This is a genomic window from Pseudoalteromonas denitrificans DSM 6059 (assembly GCF_900112265.1).
Classification (GTDB): Bacteria; Pseudomonadota; Gammaproteobacteria; order Enterobacterales; family Alteromonadaceae; genus Pseudoalteromonas; species Pseudoalteromonas denitrificans.
This window is the reverse complement of record NZ_FOLO01000052.1, coordinates 1-24661: the sequence shown is the minus strand read 5'-3', so window position 1 is coordinate 24661 and position 24661 is coordinate 1. Positions and strand designations below refer to the sequence as shown.

Annotated in this window: 18 protein-coding genes; 9 read left to right on the top strand and 9 right to left on the bottom strand. The window is 33.6% G+C overall.

Annotated features, from left to right (window positions below; translation table 11 throughout):
* Positions 1-11: 11 nt before the first annotated feature.
* The 5 genes from BM088_RS21470 to BM088_RS21450 form a co-directional block, all read right to left on the bottom strand.
* A complete protein-coding gene (locus BM088_RS21470) occupies positions 12-929 on the bottom strand; it encodes a diguanylate cyclase domain-containing protein (protein ID WP_091989666.1) in 918 nt (305 codons plus the stop codon).
* Entirely contained in the window at positions 922-4395 is a 3474-nt protein-coding gene (locus tag BM088_RS21465; RefSeq protein ID WP_091989664.1) for a response regulator, read from the bottom strand. Before BM088_RS21465 ends, BM088_RS21470 begins: the two co-directional genes overlap by 8 nt.
* A 39-nt stretch (positions 4396-4434) precedes the next feature.
* Complete coding sequence (locus BM088_RS21460) at positions 4435-6693, bottom strand: TonB-dependent receptor (RefSeq protein ID WP_091989661.1); 2259 nt, start codon at positions 6691-6693, stop codon at positions 4435-4437.
* A 112-nt stretch (positions 6694-6805) separates the two neighbouring features.
* Positions 6806-8986: an NAD(P)-binding protein gene (locus BM088_RS21455; protein WP_091989658.1), complete on the bottom strand. Its 2181-nt coding sequence runs from the start codon at positions 8984-8986 to the stop codon at positions 6806-6808.
* A 19-nt stretch (positions 8987-9005) separates the two neighbouring features.
* Positions 9006-9938 (bottom strand): acetoacetate decarboxylase family protein, encoded by a 933-nt coding sequence (locus tag BM088_RS21450; RefSeq protein ID WP_091989656.1) that lies wholly within the window; start codon positions 9936-9938, stop codon positions 9006-9008.
* 878 nt (positions 9939-10816) lie between these two features.
* On the opposite strand from BM088_RS21450, the gene BM088_RS27345 reads away from it, so the two are divergent.
* Positions 10817-10972: a hypothetical protein gene (locus BM088_RS27345; RefSeq protein ID WP_177208127.1), complete on the top strand. Its 156-nt coding sequence runs from the start codon at positions 10817-10819 to the stop codon at positions 10970-10972.
* A 375-nt stretch (positions 10973-11347) separates the two neighbouring features.
* Here the strand turns inward: BM088_RS27345 and BM088_RS21445 are convergent, their stop codons facing one another.
* Positions 11348-13528: a malate synthase G gene (locus BM088_RS21445; RefSeq protein ID WP_091989699.1), complete on the bottom strand. Its 2181-nt coding sequence runs from the start codon at positions 13526-13528 to the stop codon at positions 11348-11350.
* A 250-nt stretch (positions 13529-13778) separates the two neighbouring features.
* Here BM088_RS21445 and BM088_RS21440 point away from each other — a divergent pair, with 250 nt between their 5' ends.
* Both BM088_RS21440 and BM088_RS21435 read left to right on the top strand, forming a co-directional pair.
* Positions 13779-15383 carry an isocitrate lyase gene (locus BM088_RS21440; protein WP_091989653.1) on the top strand — a complete coding sequence of 535 codons (1605 nt, stop codon included), beginning with the start codon at positions 13779-13781 and terminating at the stop codon, positions 15381-15383.
* Between the two features lie 1241 nt (positions 15384-16624).
* On the top strand, positions 16625-16954 hold the full coding sequence (locus BM088_RS21435) for a hypothetical protein (protein WP_091989651.1): 330 nt from the start codon (positions 16625-16627) through the stop codon (positions 16952-16954).
* A 223-nt stretch (positions 16955-17177) separates the two neighbouring features.
* Here BM088_RS21435 and BM088_RS21425 read toward each other — a convergent pair whose 3' ends face one another.
* The gene (locus BM088_RS21425) at positions 17178-18128 is read right to left on the bottom strand and encodes a helix-turn-helix transcriptional regulator (protein WP_091989645.1); all 951 of its coding nucleotides are present in this window, start codon (positions 18126-18128) and stop codon (positions 17178-17180) included.
* A 179-nt stretch (positions 18129-18307) separates the two neighbouring features.
* On the opposite strand from BM088_RS21425, the gene BM088_RS21420 reads away from it, so the two are divergent.
* Entirely contained in the window at positions 18308-19180 is an 873-nt protein-coding gene (locus BM088_RS21420; RefSeq protein WP_091989642.1) for an acetoacetate decarboxylase family protein, read from the top strand.
* The gene (locus tag BM088_RS21415; RefSeq protein WP_091989639.1) at positions 19177-20202 is read left to right on the top strand and encodes a ketopantoate reductase family protein; all 1026 of its coding nucleotides are present in this window, start codon (positions 19177-19179) and stop codon (positions 20200-20202) included. The genes BM088_RS21420 and BM088_RS21415 overlap by 4 nt, the downstream gene beginning before the upstream one ends.
* A 115-nt stretch (positions 20203-20317) precedes the next feature.
* Here BM088_RS21415 and BM088_RS21410 read toward each other — a convergent pair whose 3' ends face one another.
* Positions 20318-20563 carry a hypothetical protein gene (locus tag BM088_RS21410; protein ID WP_091989636.1) on the bottom strand — a complete coding sequence of 82 codons (246 nt, stop codon included), beginning with the start codon at positions 20561-20563 and terminating at the stop codon, positions 20318-20320.
* Positions 20564-21022: 459 nt separating this feature from the next.
* Between BM088_RS21410 and BM088_RS21405 the strand changes: the two genes are divergently transcribed.
* The 4 genes from BM088_RS21405 (at position 21023) to BM088_RS21390 (ending at position 23960) form a co-directional block, all read left to right on the top strand.
* Positions 21023-21277, top strand: a complete 255-nt coding sequence (locus BM088_RS21405; protein ID WP_091989633.1) for a hypothetical protein — start codon at positions 21023-21025, stop codon at positions 21275-21277.
* Between the two features lie 416 nt (positions 21278-21693).
* Entirely contained in the window at positions 21694-22587 is an 894-nt protein-coding gene (locus tag BM088_RS21400) for an ABC transporter six-transmembrane domain-containing protein (protein WP_177208126.1), read from the top strand.
* 243 nt (positions 22588-22830) lie between these two features.
* Positions 22831-23229, top strand: a complete 399-nt coding sequence (gene gloA2, locus BM088_RS21395) for an SMU1112c/YaeR family gloxylase I-like metalloprotein (protein ID WP_091989627.1) — start codon at positions 22831-22833, stop codon at positions 23227-23229.
* 473 nt (positions 23230-23702) lie between these two features.
* Positions 23703-23960 carry a hypothetical protein gene (locus BM088_RS21390; RefSeq protein ID WP_091989625.1) on the top strand — a complete coding sequence of 86 codons (258 nt, stop codon included), beginning with the start codon at positions 23703-23705 and terminating at the stop codon, positions 23958-23960.
* A 378-nt stretch (positions 23961-24338) separates the two neighbouring features.
* On the opposite strand, the gene BM088_RS21385 is transcribed toward BM088_RS21390, so the two are convergent.
* Positions 24339-24661: IS66 family transposase (locus tag BM088_RS21385; protein WP_177207949.1), on the bottom strand; the 323-nt coding region annotated here is incomplete at its 5' end.

Below are 24661 nucleotides of genomic sequence, written 5' to 3'. Positions count from 1 at the left end.
TTTAGCATAGATTAGTCATCCTTAACGCAATTTTGCCATACAATTTGATTTTTACCATTTACTTTTGCCTGCAATAACATATCATCAGCAAGCTTTAATAATGTATCCTGACAACTTTCAATTATAGGTAAATAGCTCACACCACCAAGGCTCACAGTTAAGTATTCATGATCCATTGATGCTTCATGAGGCAGTTCTAAATCTTCTACAGCTTTTAAGCACATTTGCATAATGTTAAAAGCACAATCAGAGCGCGTATCAGGTAATAAAGCGACAAATTCTTCCCCCCCATATCTAGCAATAAAATCCCTAGGTCGTGTTAAGTTATTTGCAATAGCATTAGCTACTTTTTCAAGAGCTAGATCTCCAGCAGCATGACCATAAAAATCGTTATATTTTTTAAAATCGTCCAAATCAATCACAATCAATGAAAAAATGGTTTGCTCTTTTATCGATCGCGTCCATTCAATATCAAATACTTGATCATATAAACGCCTATTAGCAATTGTCGTTAAAGGATCAATGTTGGCCAGTTTTTCTAATAACTCTCTTTGTTTTGCCATTTTTAAGTGTAGCTTTACACGTGCTTTTAAAATCTCAACATGAAAGGGTTTTTGAATATAATCACAAGCCCCAAGCTCTAGCCCTTTTTCCTCTTGGCGAACGCCCAATTCTCCAGTAACAAAAATAACAGGTATAGCACAAGTTCTCACATCGTTTTTAAGCTTTATTATTACCTCAAAGCCGTCGACTTCAGGCATTATTACATCTAATAAAATAAGATCCGGCTTTAATTCAACTGCTTTACAAAAACCAAGTTCACCATTTTTAGCAAGCATCACTTCAACATCATTTTTTAAAACACCACTCAAAATTTTAAGATTGGCTTTTTCATCATCAATGATCAAAACTCTTTGCTTTCTATTCATACTGCACCACATCAAGATCGTTTAATAACTCAGTTGTTGCTTTTGCTGCATTTTCAAACTCAATATCATCAACACACTGAATAATATATTCAATTACTTTAAAGTATTCAGTATTAGCACACATATCTTTTAACAAACTAAGCTGTTCTTCTACGCTGAAGTCTGATGCTTGTAATAGAAGCATTATTTGCTCTAAATCCTGCTTTAATTTAGCTTCTGAAAATATAGCGTTTGTTTCGCTTGTGGTTTCTTGAGTAAAAATATCCGATAAATCTAATAGCAGTTGTTTTAGCTGTTCTTCAACAGATTTGAGTTCTCCATGTTCCCACAAACCTCTCCCTAATGAACTCTCGAATTTTTCACATAATTGAGATAATTCATAAGCACCTAAGTAAGCGGAATTTGACTTCAATGAATGAATAACTAGGTATATTTCATTTGATTTTTTACCTAAAAACAAAGGCTCAAGTTGTGTAATACATTCTTGTTGTTGTTTAATAAAATCTTTTATCAAACTGAAATATAGCTCTGTTCTACCATTCATATTTCCTAATGCATGGTAAGCGTCTATGCTTTTTATTTTGTCTAGTTTTTGCATCACCAAAGTATTATTTGATGATGCAGTGTTTAATTTTATTTCTTGTACAAAAGTAGGGAAGGGTATTGTAGTAACAATTTCTAAATATTTAGCCAAGGTATTAAACAATAAATCAGGGTCAATGGGTTTGCTAATATGGTCTAACATACCCGCTTTTTTACTGCGTACGATATCTGCAGGCATCGCATGTGCTGTCATTGCAATAACAGGAGGTTTATTTAGCTTTAAACTATTATTTATTTCTTTCATCGCCGTAAGGCCATCCATTACCGGCATTTGAATATCCATCAAAACAAGATCATATTCACATAGTTGAAGTTTCTCTAAGGCTATTTTTCCATTTTCAGCAATATCAATTTTAACATTGGTATCTTGTAAAAACCCCATTGCAACCTGACGATTTATAGCATTATCTTCTACTAATAAGATATGTGATGAAGAGAAATCGGGGATATTTTCTAATTCATTATCAATTTCATTTAGTGAGTCTATTTCATCGACTAATACATTCGTAATTGCGTCAACAAGTGAAGATTGGTTTATTGGTTTTTCTATAAACTCTTTTATAATATCGACATCAAACTCTGCACTTATTTCCTCTCGATCATAAGCCGATACCATTAAAATATGGGGTAGTTGTGCCTGGCAGTTATTATGAATATGTCGTGACGCTTCAATTCCATCCATCCCTGGCATTCTCCAATCCATGAAAACAAGGTCATATGGATTATTTTCATTAACTTTTTGTTTCACCATTTCAATCGAGTCTAAACCGTTATCAACTTGATCTGCCCGGATCCCAAGCTCAGCCAAAAGCTCTACAATAACACTCCTAGCCAGTCCCATATCATCTACCACTAATACTTTTAATTTTGCAATTTTGTCTCTATCTATAGAAAGTATAGCTGCCTTTTGTTCTGATTTTTGAACTTCTACCGTAAAATAAAAAGTAGACCCTTTTTTTAACTCACTTTGTACACCTATATCGCCACCCATCAATTCACATAGCTGCTTACAAATTGATAAACCAAGCCCCGTACCCCCATACTTTCTAGTCACAGACTCATCTGCCTGTGAAAATGTTTGAAACATACGGTTTTGCTGTGTTTCATCCATTCCAATGCCAGTGTCAATCACCGAACAAAATAATGTAATTTTGGAATCTAGAAACGCTTTTAACTCTATTTTAATGCAGATACTGCCTTTTTCTGTAAATTTAACCGCATTGTTAACTAAATTAACGATAATTTGTTGTAGCCTAAGAGGGTCCCCAATTAATACAGGTGGAATATTCGGTGCGATATCTGTAATTAGTTCAAGTCCTTTTCCATGCGCACTAATTGCACTTAAATTGACTGCGCGTCTTAATAGTTTATGTAGCTCAAAAGGCCTATTTTCTATCGCCAATTTACCGGCCTCTATTTTAGAAAAATCTAAAATATCATTTATCAAACCTAATAAAGACTCACCAGAGTCAAGTATTTTTTCAACATAGTCTTTTTGCTGTATTGTTAGAGGTGTTTTTAAAGCCAAACGACTCAATCCTATAACCGCATTCATGGGAGTTCTTATCTCATGACTCATTTTTGCTAAAAAGTCTGATTTTGCATTTGTCGCTTTTTCAGCTTTTAGAGTCGCTTTTTTCAGCTCATTTGTACGTAGTGAAACTTTTTTTTCTAGGTTTTGTGTTAAATCCAAATTCTCAGCATTCGTCACGCGTACTTTTTCAGCCAAAGCAAAAGCGAGTAATAAACTATCAATCGTATTACCTAACAAACCCAGTAAATAAATATTGACGTTAATTCCTGGTAATAACCCAAGATTAATCAAGTTGCCTACCATATTAGGTAAAACTAAGGTTAAAAACGCAAGTGCAAAATATTTAGCAGGCACATAGCCATTTTTCCAAGAAATAATCCCTGCAATCAATCCCATAGTTAGAATGAGTCCAGTGCCAATAGAGGCAAGAATAAGCCCTATCGCAGGAGAGTAAAATGCAAAAGGAACTGAAATAAGAGAGAAAATGGCAATACCATGAAGTGTTTTATTTAATTTCGGGTAATGGTTTTTTAAATTTAAAAAGTCAATTGCAAAGTATGCGGTGAACATGGCCCCAAGTAAAAAAGGTGGCATTAACCAATATGGATATAACTTACCTGAAATGAGCTCTAATACACCAAATACATGCATCCACCCCCACATATAACAGAAGGTCGCAAGCGCATAAAATAAATACATGCGCTCGCCACTACCTATAAAAATAAATAAGTTATAAATACTCAGCGCTAAAGCAACGCCTAAACACAGTAATAAAATAACATTTTCTAATTCTTTATCTGATTTAGCCTGCTGCTCAGGAGATAAGATTAATTTTATAGGGGCGAAAAAAAACTGACTTTCAAACAATACAATAATTGTACTTGTCGTATTTGGTTCAAGTACCACGCTATTGCCATAGTGAAAATTGAGATTATCATTATGGTTATAACCTGTCGTTTCTTTATGATGCATATCACCTTGATAAGAATGAATTTCAATATTTTCGACCACAGAGCCATAAGGGTAAATAAACCAGTTATTTTCTTTTGTATTATTATGAACTGAAAATACAGCGATATATTTGTCACCAAATACATTAGTAGTCCCATGTTTATTTAGTGTTTTTAACCATGGAGAGATATGCGACTTATTAATAGGAAGGCTTTCATTATCAAGTTGGTAATATGCAATTTTTTCACTGATATTAAGGTTTGAAATATCACTCATATAAAATAAGGGTAAATGATCTTCACTAGCCGCATAAAAACTATTAAAGATATTTATTAAACAAAAAATCACAACTTTCAGATTAGATAACTTTTTTAGCAATATTTATCCTATTAAAATTAATTGAAAAATGAAAAGTATTTAAAAAGCATAGCTCACATCTAAACCAAATTGACGCGCGTCACCTTTAAAATCTTGCAACATGCCAAGCAACGCAGTTAAATCAAACTTTAAATTGCTATGCTCTTCATCTGTAATATTTTTACCCCAAAGCGCAATCGTCCAGTCTTCTTGTTCATAAGCGATGCGTGCATTAAATAAAGCATAATCTTGTTGTTTTGCATATGCATTTTGGTTTTGATCAAAGTAAAACTCGGATTGATAATCAAAATTAAGCTGAAATAACAGTTCAGCATTACTTAATGGCTGAACATACTCTATAAATCCATTTACATTCCATTTTGAAGTGAAGGGTAAGCGATTATCAGTAATGGTTTTTCCTTGGGCATCTACAAACGCTTCTAAATTTGCTTCTGGTAAATATCCGATCCCTAATTGCATATTAAAATTAGGCGTTAACTGCCACTTTAGCTCAGCTTCTGCGCCATATAAGTTTGACTCACCTACATTATCTAAAAGTTGAATAGGTGGGGCTGTAGGGGAAACTGCCGCCTGGTTCATAAATACCTGCTGATCTTGATAATCATAATTAAATAAAGCTAAATATAAATAAGCGTTATTATCGTCCCAGTGTATTCGACTTCCTAATTCAAAAGCATCAAGGGTTTCAGATCCATAATCATTTCGCTGTGCTTCTTCTAATGACGTTATAATTGCACCATTATAACCGCCACTTTTATAGCCCCGGGAATAACTGATAAATGCGGTTAAGTTTTGAGATAAAACATGATTTATTGCTAATTTACCAGATACATTGTCATCATTAATTTTACCATTTACATCCCAAGCAGGCCCTGTACCCCCTATTTGATCATTAACTTGAGAAGAAGTATTAACACTTCCTATAGCTCGATACGCTATATTTTCTTTGCTAAAACGCACCCCTGTAGAAAGACTCGTTTTATCATTAAAATCATAATCTAAATTAGCAAACGCGGCCCAAACGTCAGTTTGTATTTTATTATCATAAAAAAACTTAACCGCATTGCCAAATAATGAATCTACAGATCTAAAATCTCTAAATAAATCAATAAAGTTATCTTGTGTTAATGATTCATCTAAATAATATGCACCAAAAATAACATAAGTATCATCAAGGTCTAGGTGGTAACGCAATTCCTGAGAGTAAACATCCGTATATACATCTTGTCCACCTTCAACTAAACCAGCAGGACTGCCATCACTATTAAAAAAGTGTACTCTATCTAAAGTGTTAAAACTGCTGATACTCACAAGGTAGCTATTATTTGACAATTGATAATTGATATTTAAATCAGTTCCCCAACTGTCTGTTTTATGTGGGCTATCATTATTAATATTATTATTAACTGCAACATCATAAAAATCATTGGAACCATCATTAAAGCCAAAAGAGTCTGCACATATGCCTGAAGCAGCTTCACTCGGTGTACATAACACCTTATTACCATTCACGTGTTTATACACACCTATATTACCTACTGGCTGTACTATGCCGTCCCAAGACTCTATATGCACTTTGGCAAAAATTTCTAAATTATCATAATCAGCTAAAACAGAGAGACGCCCATGTGTTTGTTCCATTTTAGCTTTTGGCGCCAAATCAAATAAATTTTTAACTGAGTAATCATACTCTTGGTGATTAATAGCTAAACGCGTATAGATATTTTCATTTACAGGTAAGTTAATAGCACCTTCAAGTTTAAATTGGCTGCGCTGAGCTATACCCGCGGTGACGTAACCTGAAAACTCTTTTGTTGGACGCTTCGTATTAATAAGCACAGCGCCACCTGTCGTATTACGACCAAACAAAGTACCTTGTGGGCCTCTTAATATTTCAATAGAGTCAATATCATATAAATTAACCAACTGAGAATTAGCGGAACCTCCCGCAACATTATCGACATATACACCAACAGGGGAGGTGGTTGAAGTATTATAATCCATGCTCCCAACACCTCGAATATTAATCGCCGGTGGTGTGCCTTCAGCTGCATTTTGAGTAATTTTAAAGTTTACGGCTTGCCCTGATAATGCCGTTGTATCTTTAATATTTTGATCTGAGAGTGACTTACCATCAAGTGCTGTAATGGAAATAGCAACATCATTTATATTTTGTAATCTTTTTTGTGCCTTTACTTCTATGACTTCAATTTCTTTAATATCATCTTTACTCTGAGCTGAAAAAAGAAAATTTGGGAAAATAAAACACGATAGCATTATGAGTGATGTTGTTTTCACGGGATCCCTCGCAATATAAAATGACCGAGGCTAGACCATTTTATTATTTAAATACATTAAGATAAGTTATATGCGATGCATTATTCAAATATCGCATATAACAAATATAGACTTAAAAGTCCTTTTCGCCAGAAATATATTTTGGGTATCCGCAAATAGATTGAGATGTTTGCATACCAGCCATAGTTGCAGCTTCAACACAGCCAATATTCAGGCCTGTTTGTATCCAATCTCCTGTAATATAAAAATTATCGAACCCTGTATTATCTGTTGCAAGTCGGTATTGGCTACTATTTGTAACTGACATGACATATTGCTCAGATGGGTCTATATTTGCTCGCCAAAATTGACTATCAAACCGCTCGATTCCCTGTTGGTTATCTGGATCAATTAAAATTGACCAATCGAACTCACTTGGTTCAGCAACCTTAGTCCATAAATTATAGATAGAGTTTGTTAGATTACCTATCGCATTATTTTTTACGGCTAATTTACATTCTACAGGAAATTGATGGTCCTCCTTAGGTGGAAAAACACTGATAGGCATAGCACTACAAAAATATGCAATGTTTTTAGGTTCAAGTGCAACAGGCCAAGTTTCTTTATCAATTAGTTGATCCATAGAAGCCCAGGTATCAAAGGGTTCAACAAAACCGCTTAAAACAGGTTCTTCACCAGTATCTGGTGTATATTCCCAACCTAACTCATCTAAAGTTTTATCACCCCAAATTTGATATGCCTGAGTGACAACGGTTTTAATTTTATCGCTCATTGTTTTTAAACCTGGGCTGTGTGCTAAAAGATCTGAACAAAGATGTGGTAAAGAACCAACAGAAATGCCAAAAATAACTTTGTCAAAATCAATGCCTTTTTGTAATATTTTTTGCGGTAATGCCTGACCAAAATGATTTTGATATACTTGAGGCCAATTACTCCAAAAAGACTCAAGATTGATATTATTTTGCTGTAACAACTCTGCTTGTTCGGTATTTATTTGTGAATAATTAGGCCGATCAGGCCAACATGCCAATGGTAAGTCATAGCCTTTCACTGGAACGTTTACTAATGGGTCATAATTTGTAATATCCGTTTTAAGCGCCACTTGCTCTGTAATTAATATTTGCTCTACGCTACCTTGTTCAGCTGTAATATTTTCTACTTTATTGAAATATTCAAATTTCACACCTCTGGCTTCAAGCGCTTGATAATATGGTGTGAATATAGTATCTCCCATGCCCGCTTGCATTTTCCACATAATGGCACCTTTATAATTGAGTGCAATGCGCATCATGCTACGGATGATTGTTCCCGCCTCAATATTTGGTTTTTCAAAATCCCCCTGTTCATAGGCAAAAACCAAGTCATAAAAACCCCTTACAGGTGCAGAATTAACGGTATATTTTTCATTTGCACCATTCTTACGTAGCCATTGTTTGTAATCATAATTATTAATGACATTAAAACCATGCTCAAATACATCGTCCTCTAACATGCCTATTAAAATAGTTAAGCCCAAATCGGCCGAAATAAATAACCGCCTTATCTCATCATTTTCATCTAATAACTCATTAAATTCACTAATAATCCAACGTCTTAATCTTTTTAGTAAAAATTTAACGGCATTATGATCTTCTAGATTTCTATCTTGGAGTTTACTCGGAAGCTGTTTAAGAAATGTCTCTAAATGCTCAATAGAATCTTTAACATCATCCACAAGTTCTAAACTTTCAACTTTTATAAAACTGGCAACCTTTTCTAACCAAGAATCATCATCATCGTCGTCATCTTTTTCTAATAACCTATGCTCTGTCGCTTCTTTGCGTAATTCAGATAAAAAATGTTTTATCCACATATAAGCCGTTCGAAATAAGTCCCAAATATCGAGCTCATCACCCATTTGACCTGGAACCAGATCATTTGTTGGAAATTCAATAGGCCAAGTTTGCCATTTATTTTCAATAAATTCTTCCAATGCAATATAGCTATGTGGTTTAAATGCATCTTGCCATGTTTGCAAAGGAGCACCATCTGGTCGTTCTAATAACTGATATGCTTTTTGAATCGTACTAAAGCCATTATCATAAAACCCAAACCAAATATGTAAGCCATGCTCTTCAATGCGTTGTGCATAATCAGGGTTGCGACCACTGGCCCCTTTACCACCAATGCGCCATCCCATTTGATAAACGGTTATATCATATTTATCTTGCCAATCATCTTGATCTGTTAAGTAAAAAGCCGCAGTCATTGCTGAGACACCACCACCTAAAATTGCTATTTTTTCTCGAGTCATTCTATTCGCCTTAACTTTATTAAAGGTTTAATGCCGCTTCTTGATTAAAATCAAATAGCATATTAAAGGGAAGTAGAGGCCTTTGACTGCCAACTTTAATGCCAAACATGTCTGATAAAGGAAACATATCAACTTGATTTAACGTAAATTCAAATTCATGAAAATAAAGACATCCAGAGTGAAATTTTTGGATCACAGATGGCGAATGTAAAACATTTTGATAAACCGCATTTGTAGCATCACCGTTTGGTAACTGTTTAAATAAAAGTTGATCAATTTTAGGATTAATAAAACCACTGAGTAATTGTTTATAAACAGAAAAATCCATATCAAAAAAGTTAACTTCGCTTTCTAACAACTTCATTCCTTCTTTGACTAAATCCACAAAGTTTTCAATTGCACTTTCAGTGTCTTTTGCAACCATTTTGACATTAAATAGCTCACATGACGCCATTTTAGTATCTGGAGAATAGGTTTTAAACGCATCTACCGTCATAGAAAAGTAATCTGGGCTTTGCCCTTTGGCTGGCATAACATAATCACACAAATATTTATTAAATCCCCAGGTTTCTCTACCATTAATTAATGCATAAATATTATTTACACAAATAAAAGCGGGGTACCAATAAATATGTTTAATTTTATCATCTTGCATTTTTGCCACTGGCAACCAAATGATCACATCAGTTTCTTGAAAATAACCTTGACTAGCCCAAGGCTCTGTTGTGGGTTTTATATTTTCAATATCCGTAAAAGTCAGCATGCAATATTGAGATATCGCCTTAAAGTGATACTCTTTTACTAAACCTAAAGTTTCATCTAAATAGTTTTGAATTTTATTAATATCGCCTTTGACAAAAAAGCCGTACATATTGGCATTTAACATTCGACAAGGAGGTTGTGCAATTACGCCGCCCGGAAACTGAGCGTAGGGTGTAAACTCTGATGACATGATACTTATCCTTAGTACTAAAAGTTTTTGCTATTAATTTTAAAGTTATATGCATGTTTTTCTTAAATTAATTATAGTGAAGTTGAATGTTCCCAAGAAGTCAATTTTATATGTTCAGAATGACAAATTTAGATAAATAAAAAGGGGGGAGGGTGAGCTAATTTATTGCACTATAAGTTTAGCCAATGCAAAGCCTCATTAAGAATGAATTTTAAATTTATTGCGAATACTGAGTATATTAAATTTATTTTTTATCTGAATTTAAAACTGTAAATGGGCTTTACAGTTTTAATGCTTTAAATTCATCTTATTGGATTATATTTATTTAGAAAAAATAAATAACTTCAAAGTGTTGGCAAAAACAACTTTAGTCATCTGCTTAAATAGAAAAAAGCGTTCGTAATTTTTACAATTTCAGTTCAAGTTAATAGCCATCTTGAGCACTATATTCAACACTCCCATTTATTACGTTAAAATTTTCATGCTGAGTTACTAAGATCAATTAATACTGAGTAAATTTAAGGTTTATTCATAATAGAGAGTAATAATAAATGAATTTTTAAATGATTAGTCCGAGTTTTTAAGCCTTTAAATAGATAAATTAAGCATAAGCAAAGGGGAGTTAAATATATTGTTAATATTAATCAGTTAAATAAGCCAGCTTCTGCTAAGCGGACGTGAGACAGGGATGTCCCGATTTATACTTACTGCAGTTTCAGGCAGTTACGACCATTTTAGATTAGCTTTAAGTATGACGACTTACAAAATGACTTTGTGTCCTAAAATCACCTTAACCTGTCTTAAAATTATCTATAAGTACTAAAAATTTACTATATTATATTTTTTGCTTTAAACATTAATTTTAATAAGGTAGTAGTATGAAACTTAAGCTAAATAAAAAGAAAATCAAAAATCTTTCACAAGATAAACAGTCTTTGCCTGCAGCGATGACGCCTCAAATTGCCGGTGGCGTAGATACAAATAAGTCTTGGTTTGGCCATTCAGAATGTCGTTGTAAAGATACTTTTCAATAACAATAAAGAGAATGTTTATGTTAAATCATTGGTACGTATAATCAGTATTATATGCTCGAGTTGATTTATAAACTTTTCGACATAAAGCAGGTTTGCCCCTTCACCTGCTTTTAAATGAATCACCATTTCTTAAATCAATCAAATAACTTATTTAGCATTTTGTTAATCACATTCATTTAGTCTATATTTTATAAAGTTAAAAGCTTCTCTTTTCTTTGTTATAGCACTTTAATTTCAACAACAAAATGATGATGTTAAAAACTATTAAATATATCTTCTCAAAATGGAAAGCCCCTTTACACTTGCTTAATATAAAAAAGCCATTGCTAAATTTAGCAATGGCAAACATCGAAGGAATGATATTAAAGTTATCGGCTATAAAGCCATAGACTTTAATTTTAAACGCATTCTATGTAAAACAGGTTCCGTATAACCATTTGGTTGATTCACTCCTTGTAATACAAGCTCCAAAGCAGCTTGAAATGCAATTGAGTTAGTAAAACTTTGTTCCGAATCAGCCATATTAATATAACTTTTATCATTTGAATTTTGCAAGTCAACAACTTTAGCCATGCGTTTCATCGTACTAATAATTTGCACCTCATCACATAAACCATGATGTAACCAATTGGCCATATGCTGTGATGAAATCCTAAGTGTTGCTCTATCTTCCATTAAACCAATATGATTAATATCTGGCACTTTAGAACAACCGACACCTTGATCAATCCAACGTACAACATAACCTAAAATACCTTGTGCATTATTATCTAACTCAGCCTGAATTTGCTTAGAAGTTAAATTAGCATCATCTTGCATTAAAGGCGGTGTTAAAATATCGGATAATGATGCTTTTTGACGTTCAAGTATTAGTTTTTGTACATCAAAGACATTCACTTGATGATAATGTAATGCATGTAAAGTAGCAGCCGTAGGCGAGGGTACCCATGCAGTATTTGCACCTGACTCAAGGTGAGCAATTTTTTGTGTCATCATCGCAGCCATTTCATCTGGCATTGCCCACATACCTTTACCTATTTGCGCTTTTTGACTCAAACCTGTTACTAAACCAATTTCAACATTACTATTTTCATAAGCAGTGATCCAAGGTTGAGACTTAATATCGGCTTTAGGCATAATTAAACCTGCCATCATAGACGTATGTATTTCATCACCAGTTCTATCTAAAAAACCTGTATTGATAAAAACAATGCGTTCTTTAGCCTGGCGAATACATTCTTTAAGATTAACCGTAGTGCGGCGTTCTTCATCCATAATGCCCATTTTTAAAGTATTCTTGGTTAAGTTAAGTGCCATTTCAACTTCACTAAATAACTCACAGGTGAAGGCGACTTCTTCAGGACCATGCATTTTCGGTTTAACGATGTTAATACTTTGAGCTGTTGAGTTTTTAAAAGGAGGACTGCCTTTTATATCGTGTAATGCACACAAAGAAGTTAACATTGCATCCATTATACCTTCATAAACTTCGGCTCCATTTTCGTCTAAAATGGCAGGGTTTGTCATTAAATGACCAACATTACGCACAAACATCAAACTTCGACCTTTTAACAACATGGGTTGATCATTCAAGTTAGTATAATGACGATCTGAATTTAAAGTTCGTTGCATCACTTTGCCCGACTTCTCAAAGCTTTCACTTAAAGTACCTTGCATTAAACCTAGCCAGTTTTGGTAAACTAAAGTTTTATCTTCAGCATCAACGGCAGCAACCGAATCTTCACAATCCATAATGGTTGTTAAAGCCGACTCTAATACCACATCTTTGATACCTGCTTTATCAGAGCTGCCAATGAGGCTTTGCGCATCAATTTGAATATCTATATGTAAACCATTATTTTTCAATAAAATACTGCTTGGGTTTTGTTTTGTTCCCGTGTAGCCAATCAATTGTGCTTTATTTTCTAAGTTCACTTGCACATTGTCTGTAAGTTTAGCCACTAATTCTCCATCTAAGATGGCATAGTTTTCACAATTATGATGAGAGCCACGACTAAGCGGCAATGCAGTATCTAAAAAGTCTTTTGCATATTGAATTACCTTTAAGCCACGTACTTGATTATATTGCGACGTTTTTTCTGCACCATTTTTTTGGGCAATCACATCCGTACCGTATAGGGCGTCATATAAAGAACCCCAACGTGCATTGGCAGCATTAAGTGCAAACCTTGCATTATTAACCGGCACCACCAATTGCGGTCCGGCAAGTTTAGCAATTTCATTATCAACACTCAGCGTCTTAATGATAAAATCACCTTCATCAGGCACCAAATAACCGATACCAGATAAAAACTGCTGATATTTTTCACTATTCCATGCTTTATTATTTTGATGAAACGCATCTATTTGCTTTTGTAACTGCGCTCTTTTATTTAATAGTGCTGTATTTTTAGGTGTTAGTTTTTTTATGATATTTGAAAAAGCCTGCCAAAAATCGTCAGAACTAATGCCTGTATCAGTTAAGGCTTGATGATTTACAAAATCATATAATATTGAGTCAATTTTCAACCCTGAGTGTGAAATTCTATTTGTCATCTTAAGTGGCCTCTGTAAACGCATCATTCTTCTTTTTTACTACTTTACCTTAACTCATTCAAAAAGCGTTAAAGTAATTCACTTTTGCCATTCACCAAAAAAATGTTAGTGATAGAAACTATAAATTAACGAAATCATAACAAATCAGCCTATTGTTGATACCAGAGCTTCAGCATCACCCCAGCATTTGAAGCAATCTCTCACAATCAGCATTAAAAGATACAAATTAAGTATCAAGAAGGAAATTATTATGTCAGGCACTACTTCTAATTACAGACAAGATATCGACCACATAGCGACCTTATGTGAAGTAAAAGGTAATAACTGGCAGGCGATAAACCCTGAATATGCAGCAAGAATGAAAGCGCAAAATCGATTTAAAACAGGGTTAGACATTGCTAAATATACAGCTGATATCATGCGCTCTGATATGGACAATTATGATGCAGATACTTCTAAGTACACACAGTCACTAGGTTGTTGGCATGGATTTATTGGCCAGCAAAAAATGATTTCAATTAAAAAGCATTTTGAAAACACTGATCGTCGCTATTTATATCTGTCAGGTTGGATGGTTGCAGCACTTCGCTCTGAATTTGGCCCTTTACCAGATCAGTCAATGCATGAAAAAACCTCTGTAGCAGGCTTAATTGAAGAGCTATATACATTCTTACGCCAAGCAGATGCAAGAGAGCTCGGCGGATTATTTCGTCAATTAGATGCAGCAAAAGCAGAAAACAACTTAGAAGAAGCAACTAAAGTACAAGATTCAATTGATAATTATGTAACACATGTTGTTCCTATCATTGCTGATATTGATGCTGGATTTGGAAATGCAGAAGCAACATATTTAATGGCTAAACAAATGATTGAAGCTGGCGCATGTTGTATTCAAATTGAAAACCAAGTATCAGATGAAAAACAATGTGGTCACCAAGATGGAAAAGTAACTGTACCTCATGAAGACTTTTTAGCAAAAATAAATGCTGTTCGTTATGCCTTTTTAGAACTAGGTATAGATAATGGTGTGATTGTAGCCCGTACCGATTCACTGGGTGCCGGTTTAACGAAACAGATAGCTGTAACTAAAGAAGCTGGGGATTTAGGTGACCAATATAATGCATTTTTAGACTGCGACGAAGTAACCGAAAATGATTTAGGCAATGGCGATGTTGTAATAAAACAAGATGGCAAGTTAGTACGTCCTAAACGTTTACCGAGTAACTTATACCAGTTTAAGAAAGGCACGGGTGTAGAACGTTGTATTTTAGATTGTATTACCTCATTACAAAATGGCGCTGATTTATTATGGATTGAAACTGAAAAACCACATATAGGTCAAATTGCTGAAATGGTAAATGCCATTCGCGAAGTTGTACCTAATGCAAAATTAGTTTACAACAATTCCCCCTCATTTAACTGGACGCTAAATTTTCGTCAACAAGTATTTGATAGCATGAAAAATGAAGGCAAAGATGTATCCGCTTATGATCGTAACTCACTCATGAATGAACAATACGATACTACTGAGTTATCAAAATTAGCCGATGAAAAAATTCGCAGCTTCCAAGCTGATGCAGCAAAAGAAGCTGGTATTTTCCATCATTTAATTACATTACCTACTTACCATACAGCTGCATTATCTACAGATAACCTCGCTAAGGGTTACTTTGGTGATGAGGGGATGCTGGCTTATGTTCAAGGCGTGCAACGTAAAGAAATTCGCCAAGGTATTGCCTGCGTTAAACATCAAAACATGGCAGGCTCAGATATGGGTGATGATCATAAAGAATACTTTGCAGGCGAAGCGGCGCTTAAAGCTTCAGGTAAAGAGAATACTATGAATCAATTCTAATTTTAATTCCTTCAACACAACTCAGGCTGCTTCTTGCAGCCTTTTTTATTAAAAATGAACCTTATAAAATGCAAACTAATCTCATGTTTCACTTAGTCATAAAACAACCCAAATAATGTTCTGACATTAAATAGAATTTATGCCATATGCGATTTAACAAACATTGCTAAAAACCCCACCTGGCAACTGAGAAAACCAAAACAGCACAAATGAATAGGCAAACTTAAATTAAAAAGCGCTTAGCCTATAAAGAAAGGCCTAATCTCTTAGGTTATTTATTAGAACTGAATATAATCATATTAAAATTCATCTTAAAAACTATGGGCAAAGCCAGCCTGTTGTACCTTATGCAATGCTATTTACAATATGTATTTTTGTATTCCAATAATTTACAAGTAACATACAGCACACTTTAATTGATTGATAAATAAAAACATAAAAATCACAGATCAATTTTTAACTAAGAGTAACAATTTTAGAGATCACTATTTTACCAAGCTAGAATATTCACACTATTTTAGACAATTTAAGAGAAAAACAGTCAAAATAAGGCTTTTATTTACCGAAAAACCAGCAAATAAAGCAATTTCACATAGTTTGAGATCAGTTTTTTACTAAGAAGAGTCAATGAAACACTTTTTCAAATCAATTTTTTACTAAGCCTAAGCACTTTTAAAATTTAAAAACCATTAAAGTTCACATTTATTTAATAAATATGATTAAAAAAACATAAATCCAGCCACATACATTCACTTACTAAATGGCAAAGATAATATTCATGAATTGTCTTTATATTAAAACCAAATTAAATACTACTTATCGAAACACCTTAGTAAAAATATGATCTGACAACTGAAGCGTATTTCAAAGTTTATTATCAATGACCTCCTTTCATCTTATTGAAAACAATCAAACGAAGGGAAGTTCAAGGTTAGGTAGTCCATTAAACGTAACATATTCAGGTTGCACAACAACCCCTGTGTATCTAATAACTCGTTAATTAAAGTTCAGTGTTAAGTCTAAAAATATAAATAAGAGATCTAAATATTTAAAAACATATCAATCAGATGGTTTTTACTTACATCAGTTAAGGTTTTGCATATCAATATTCTAGTGTAAAAAACATCACTATTATTGAAATTTAACCAAAAAAACATAAAGTCCCTTTTACAGGAAACTCTAATGACTCAACATACGTTTTTTTAGAGTGATTTATATCTACTATTTGGAATAGTACACCAATGAAAAAAATTTTATTTTTAAGTATTGCCTTATTAAGTCATTTTAATGTTTCTGCAAAAACAACATTAGAAGAACTTAATGCAAAAGTAGAAGAGCAAAAAGTTCAGTACTATTGGAACTATGGAATTGACCTTAATGAAGAACAAACTTCTCTTTTAAAAGTTAAACTTGTTGCAAAAGATATATTAGAAAATACGAGTAATTTAAGTATACAAGATAAAGTTTTTGACGCGGTTGAAACTTTTGAACTTTATGACCCTAAGCAACAAACAAGTTTATTAATTGAAGTTACTGCTTGTAACGGTTGCGGACTATACCCACAGGAATAAAATTATTTTATAACTTATGCATCATTATTAAAATTATAAAACGCGTGTTATACCTAACTTTATTTTGATTTAAAATGCTTTGCTCTTGTAAGGCATTTTTTATATTTTTTGCCCAGAAAATATAAGTCTTATTTTGGTAACTTAGTCTATGAATCAGTTGAAGTGGACTGATGATAAGTGAGTATGGTTTATCACCTGTAGTACAGATAATTGTAGTCACATATTAACGAGGATTAACTACCAACGCCAATTCAGAGCGACTAGAAATATTTAACTTACGATAAACTTTATAAAGATGATTCGAAACGGTTGATGGTGCAACACCTAATTCTCGAGCAGCCTCTTTAAAGGAAAGTCCACGAGTGATCGCTTGTACAACTTCTTTTTCTCTAATACTTAATCGATCAAAAGGGCTTTCTTCCCAAAGCGAAATACAAAACAAATCACCGAGAGCTTTTTTATCCAAATGCAGCCCCTGTTGAACTAAAACTTCTTTTTTTTCTTGTAAGTCAAAAGGCAAACGTCCCAATGGATCATCCGGATAATATTGTTGTAATATTTCGATAAAACGCGGTTGAGCTTCAAAAAACAAACCATATTTATCACATATTGCTAGAGCGGCTTTATTTGGCGCGTCATTTTGTCTCTCTAGATGTAAAAAGTATGCATGAGAAACAGCATTCACCAAATGATGCATCATACGCTGTAGTATATTTTTATCATCATCACTAAAGTTTTTTTCACGAGCAAAGCGGTATAGACTCACCAAACTGACAATGCCTGTAGATTCATCTTCTAATATCAGCCCCATTACACGCTCAACACCATATCGAGAAAAAAACGTTTGATAAAGTTCACTCTGATAAAAAGTCTCATCATCCATAATCATTGAAAGTTCAACAACACAACCCGGCATTCGCTTTAGCGCATCGTAAAATGGGTTTATCGTTTTATTCTCAGCTAAAGCAATTGGATAACTTTCGTCCACACCAAGTACATCAACACTATGAAAACCGCTAGAATTTAAATGCCCAGTGCCCCAAAGTGCACCGTCAAAATCTATAATTTGTGCTAATTCAGTTAACGCCTGGCGACGATAACCTTCAATGCCTTTTCCAGCCAAATGATAAAGTCGCGTAATGCAGACATCGATGCCATTCATTGTGTTTTTCATAATTTCAAACCAATATTTATTTCCCACTAGGTAAGCATGTCTATATTTAGAGACTTAGTATTGCCACGTCAAAAGCATATTTCAGTGGCGATAGGCTATTTTTACTATTTATATTTTGACTCATACCCAGTCTAATAAATTCATTAATACCAAATACATTAACATGCTAAGGGTAGATCATGGATACTAACTTAAAAATAACAGAGCAATTGCTGCCAAACGAAGACAAATTTAACAATGACTTCTTTAAACGCTTTGATCTTCGCCACCGTGATACACCTTTAGAGTTAAATAATTCAGTTGCTAAAAACTATCGTTTTCCAACTTTTTATGCCGATACCAGTTGCGCAATTGCTATTTTTCATTGTGATTATCAAGCCGCTAAAGCAATGATGCCAGATCCAAGTATGGAACCAGTGAAAATGACTAAAGGTCGATCGCTGGTCATTTTTTCCTGCTATGAGTATCGCCATGTCATGAATGTTGCACCTTATAATGAAATTGCAATGACCATTCCAGTAATAACAGATGGCGGTATGAATATACCCGTGCTAAGCATGTTACTCGGCGATAAAAGTAAAAAGTTTGGCTATTATGTTTTTAATATGCCAGTAACGTCATTAGAAAACCGTATTCGAGGTCGAAAACTATGGGGGTTACCAAAAGATACCGAGCAGGTTGATATAGAACAAGACGGACAATTTTCGACCATAAAAACCTCAGTTAATAGTGAGGAGCCCTATTTTGAGTTAAAAGTGCCGATGAATGGTTCATCACAAAACTTTGATGTTAAATCTAATTTATTTTCTATGTTAGATAATAATAGATTAACGAGCACAACTCAGTTTAAAGGCCAGTTTAGCATCAACAAAAATATAGCCAGTTTGTTAAAAAAAACAACACTAAATAGTACTGACACTATAAAAATTGGCCAAGGACCTAAAGCTGAACAACTTAGAGCATTAAAAATAGAAGGGCAAGCTTTTCAATTTAGATACAGCCCATCAATAAACGCCTGTTTTGATTTAGCCCATGAAAAGGTAGAAAAATGAAACATAAAAAGAGCTATCTCGTTTTTGGTGCAGGGGCTATTGGTACCACAATTGCAGCTTGGTTAAATAATGCTGATATACAAGTAAACCTATTTGATAAACAAAAAGCATGTGATTACATTAACCAATATGGTGTGGCAGTTTATTTAGGAGAACAACCTGAAAAGCACTACCATGCAAAAATAAAAGCATATTCAAATTTAGATGAAGTGCCCACACCCGATGTGATAGTCCTGTGTATTAAAAATTATAGTTTAGCTGGTGTCAGTGAACAACTGGTCAATAAATTTGGTAAAGAAATACCTGTTGTTGCATTACAAAATGGCATTGAAAATCAACAGATTTTACCTCAATACTTTGATAGCGTTATTTATGGCGTGGTATGTTTTAATGCTTGGGTTGATGACTTTGGTAAGGTCGGTTATCAAAAAAAAGGCCCTTTAGCACTTGGTCATAACGGTGGTGTATCAGTCACTGAAATGAATAAGATTATCACCGATTTCAATAAAGGCGTAGAGACATTCAATTATCCAAATTTAAACGATGCGGTTCACTCCAAAATAGTAATAAATCTGACGAACTCCTTAACAACCTTAGTTGCACTGCACAAAAATGATCAATCAAAAAGTACCGCATTTCAAAAGTTACTCACTAGCATGACTTATGAAGGTATTCAGGTAATGAAAGCTGCAGGCTTTAAGGAAAGTAAACTTGGTGGCATGCCAAGTTGGCTATTAATAACGGCAGCCAGAGTTTTACCTTGCTTTATCACGCGAAAACCTTATCTAAAAAACCTGAAAAAAATGGTGATATCAAGTATGGCACAAGACATTATAGTGAATGGGGGTAGCACTAGTGAACTCGACAGTATTAATGGCTACGTATTATCTCTCGCAAAAAAATACGGTATTAAAACACCGATAAATGATGCTATATACAAAATATGCCAAGAAGAGTTTGTTAAGTCTCCATTTGAGCCCGTTACGGTAGACTTTATTTGGCAACGTGTAGAATCAACTTAAAAAACTGATTTTAATAATATTGTGCAACAGCAGTTGTATTATTAGACGTGCTTAATTGTTATGGATATGGCAGATTCAAAACAAAAAACCGCCTAAAGAGGCGGTTCAATTAAAACTAAAATGTATGTTTTACACCTACAGTACTCTTACCTGACATACTTTCCTTATGCTTTTTTATTTCCTTATCAGTATGAGTACGTTTATCTTTTTTCTGAGGTTTTATCACTCCAATTGATGTGTTTTTTGATACCTTCACATCAGTTTTAATTTTATCTTTAGAAAAAGCAGCACCAGATAAACCAAGCATAGTTACTAAAATAGAACCCGATATTACATTTTTAATAGTATTATAATTTTTCATTTGTTTTATTCCTTTTTTTGGTTTGCATACACAATAACCTCTAAAACATGAACTCAAACTGAACAATAAATTAACAAAATATTAACCATTACATTGCGAGTTTAACTTTAACAATTTGAATACATTGACCAATAAAATACTGGGCACTAAAAATAGAGAATAAACACATCATTTGGCCATCTAAGTTCAAACTTTAAACCCTTAAATGACCTCTGCAAAACAATACGATATTGATATTAGAAAAACTTACTTTTACATGAGGGGAGGTTATATATTTTGAGCACATTATTTGTATTAAATTTGAAATTCATTGCGTAAAATCACCAGCAATATGAGCTACATTACGCACTATTATTAAAAGATATTTTAAAGATTCGAATACTTGATAACTTATCTATCTTATTTTTGATATTTTAATTTAACCTATTAAAAACCATAGTAAAAACATATAAAGAAACTTTGCTTAAGGTAAAAGGTCGTATCGTTAATTCGGTCATAAAAGAAGATATATTATATCTTCATATCAAGGCATTAAGTGATAATTCCTTGTGGTCTTTTTCTTTGCACAATAATGAATTCAAAAAAGAAAAAGTACTGCCTAAAGACATCCATGTAATTTGGGATTTAAATGTCAAACATGACATATTATTAATGGAAACAATGTCTATTGAAAAAGATATTATCCAATTAGAAAAAGAGAATAAAACCAAATAACATCGCAATAGTAAATTAGCTTCACCTATATTTCACTACCAGCCTGAGAAAGTATTTAGCAATATTATTATCAGGTTCTTCAAACAACTCTTTTCAGTTAAATTGCTAAAATGAAATCAGGTATCCCTAGCTTAATCACTTTAAATATTAACGAAATAAAACGCCTTAAAGCAATTCTGAAAAACAACTATGACACAAGTTTGTATAATAAAAAAGAGTCAAGTATGATACGCATGTGTAACACAAGTTGCGTCAGTACTAATAATGAGTGACATGAAAAATACCCTCATCAAAATTATTTACCTTGTTGAATTTGTTTTATACATCTTTGCAGGTAATTCAACTTTTGAGAAAGAAATCACAAAACTAACTTTTAATACATAGTGTGTAGACATAAATAAAATTGAGGTATGACAATGATGAATGAGTCAATCAGTATAAAGAAAGATTTAGACTGTAACAATTCAGATAATGGCATTTCATTAGTACAGATCTTTAAAAGATTTAAAAGCCAAATTTCGGTCACCTTTATTCTAGTTCTGATTGAATCGGTTTTGGGGATCCTATTCCCGCTGTTCATTGGTTGGGCGATCAATGACCTTTTGGATAACCAATTGAATGGACTTTATTGGCTTGCAGCTTTGGGATTCTCAAGTCTTATTATTGGAAGTGCAAGACGGCTTTATGATACGCGGACTTACTCAAAAATTTATCAACAAGTTGCCACAGAAAGAGTTGAGAAAGAAAAAACCAAACAACAAACTGTTTCAACGATCTCAGCTCGAACCAGTTTACTAACTGAACTTGTAGAGTTTTTAGAAAATTCAATGCCTGAAGTGATTAATGTTTTTATTGGCATCATAGGTACATTGTTTATCGTGGTAACAATGAATGTTAATGTATTTTATGCGTGTTTTAGCCTGGCATTACTCGTTTCATTTGTTTATCTAATCACGGGTCGGTTTAATTATCAGCTCAATGCCAATTATAATGAAGAGTTAGAGAATCAAGTAAAAACGCTTGAACAAAATGATATGGGTGTTATTAAATTACATTTTAAGAACCTGATGAAATGGAATATTAAACTCAGCGATCTCGAAACAATTAACTACTTCATTATCTGGCTGGGTGTAATCGCTTTGCTTCTTTATACACCAGTGAGTGCAATCGGGATGGGCGTAGTTGACTACGGTTTGGTTTTTTCCTTAATGATTTACGTCTTTCAATATATAGAATTAATTGTAGCCCTCCCACTTTTCATACAACAGTTGATCCGGTTGAAAGAAATTTCCAATCGATTATCACGATAATCCATATTCCGCTTCCGACTATTAAAGCGCGTTATTTTAGCTATCACTGATAAGATAACGCTCCAATTAAGATTATTTACTCTTTACACAGCAGACTATACCGAGTCGAACTTTCCAAGTTTTGATAGGTGCTTAAATGGGTTATTATATAACTTAAAAAATACTGATAAACATCATAAGCAGCAACCAAAATTGAACACCCCCATAAAATACTGACAAGCTCAAAGCAATATTAGGAATGACATGATAAAAAATGAATTATTAAAAGGTATACATCACGCAGCAATTATTTGTTCAGATTATGAGAAGTCAAAGAGTTTTTATCATCAAGTTTTAGGCTTGCCAATAATTGCCGAGCACTACCGAAAAGAACGAGACTCTTATAAGTTAGACCTACAATTACCAGACGGATGCCAGCTTGAAATTTTCTCTTTTACTAATTCACCTCCAAGACCAAGTTACCCCGAAGCGCGAGGTTTAAGACATCTGGCTTTTTCAGTTGAAAATATAGAAGAGGTGGTAACGTATTTAAAGTCAAAAGATATTGACGTTGAAGAAGTTCGGTTAGATGAATACACAGGAAAACACTATACTTTTTTTAGCGATCCAGATAATCTCCCTCTAGAGCTGTACCAAAAGTAGGTAGAAAACCTATGGTAATAAAATCAATTCACTCTATACTTAAATTTACTACAAAAAAGAAAAAGCTCCAAAGGGGCACTAAGGAGCTTAAAACGTAGGGATGTTTCATGATAATCATAAAGCTGAATAGTGTTCTTAAGAACCTGTCCTTCATATGACAAGACCTAATGTACACAGTTCAAACTGAAAAAACATTGTGAAAACATTGTGTTTTTTCTTTATCTCACTGAAAAATCGTTTTTTTTCATTGCTGTAGCCACAACATCAAAATTAAATTTACAAATTTATTCATTTATCACATAAATGAATAAATTATTGAAACCTTGTATTGCAGCTATATTTTTTAAATTAATGCTATATTTTTCACTTTCAGATTGATTAAAAATCAAAACTTAGATATTGTTCCCAATTATTATATAAAGCTCAACTCAGAGCTTGCTATTTAACCAAAGCATTTCATTTTTAAGGGTTTTATGCGAATTTCAGCTGTTTTTAGTTTTTTAGTTCTTATTTTCATGTTTTCTACTGAAAAAGCACAAGCAACACCTATGTATCAAACTGTTAATCCTATTTTGGTTTACAATTTCGACTTTAACGAGGCAATTTCAACTCATAAAAAAAATAAAAATATGATTTATGAAAAGGTTATTGACTTTAATGCAGAAGTCAGGAGTTTTAACTATAGATATCAATTTAAATATCAGGCTATTTTCAGAGATTTTAATCTGTAAATTTTATCAAAGACAGCTAAAGATAGAACAAAAACCTTACGTATCCCAGGTGACAAAGTCACTTTTGATCATAAAATAGGTTTCAGCATTGTCATATCCATAATATTCTCATTCTGCTTTTATAGATGAGGTATTTGAATAACTGAATTTTAGAATAGTTTTAGCTACACCTTTAGTCTGTACATGAGAGTCAATATCGCGAAACAGTACATCTATTTTTGTGTGACTTTTAATTAATATGGGTAGGCAAAAATAACTAACAATAACGTGGCAACAGGATGCTAGACATATATCTTAACTTGTTTTCTGCTTTAAGGTGGCGCTGAAATTATCATCGTTGCAATACCACCTACTTCGTAAACGACTGGGCAAATACACCTAGCCCAGTTTTACATTCCAGGGCAGAATGGCATCCAAGTTTTCAGGAGCATGGATAAGATGCTCAAGGCAATGACTGATGTAGTCATATGGCACCAATCCGTTTGCTTTGGCTGTTTGGACTATGCTGTAAAGTACCGCACTGGCTTGTGCACCATTGCGTGTATTACTGAACATCCAATTCTTTCTCCCGATAACAAATGGTTTAACCGCACGTTCGGCACGATTGTTATCAATATCCAGGTGACCGTTTTCAACATAGCGGATCAGTTTTTCCCATTGATTCAAGGCATAATGGATTGGCTTGCCGACTGCGGTTGTTG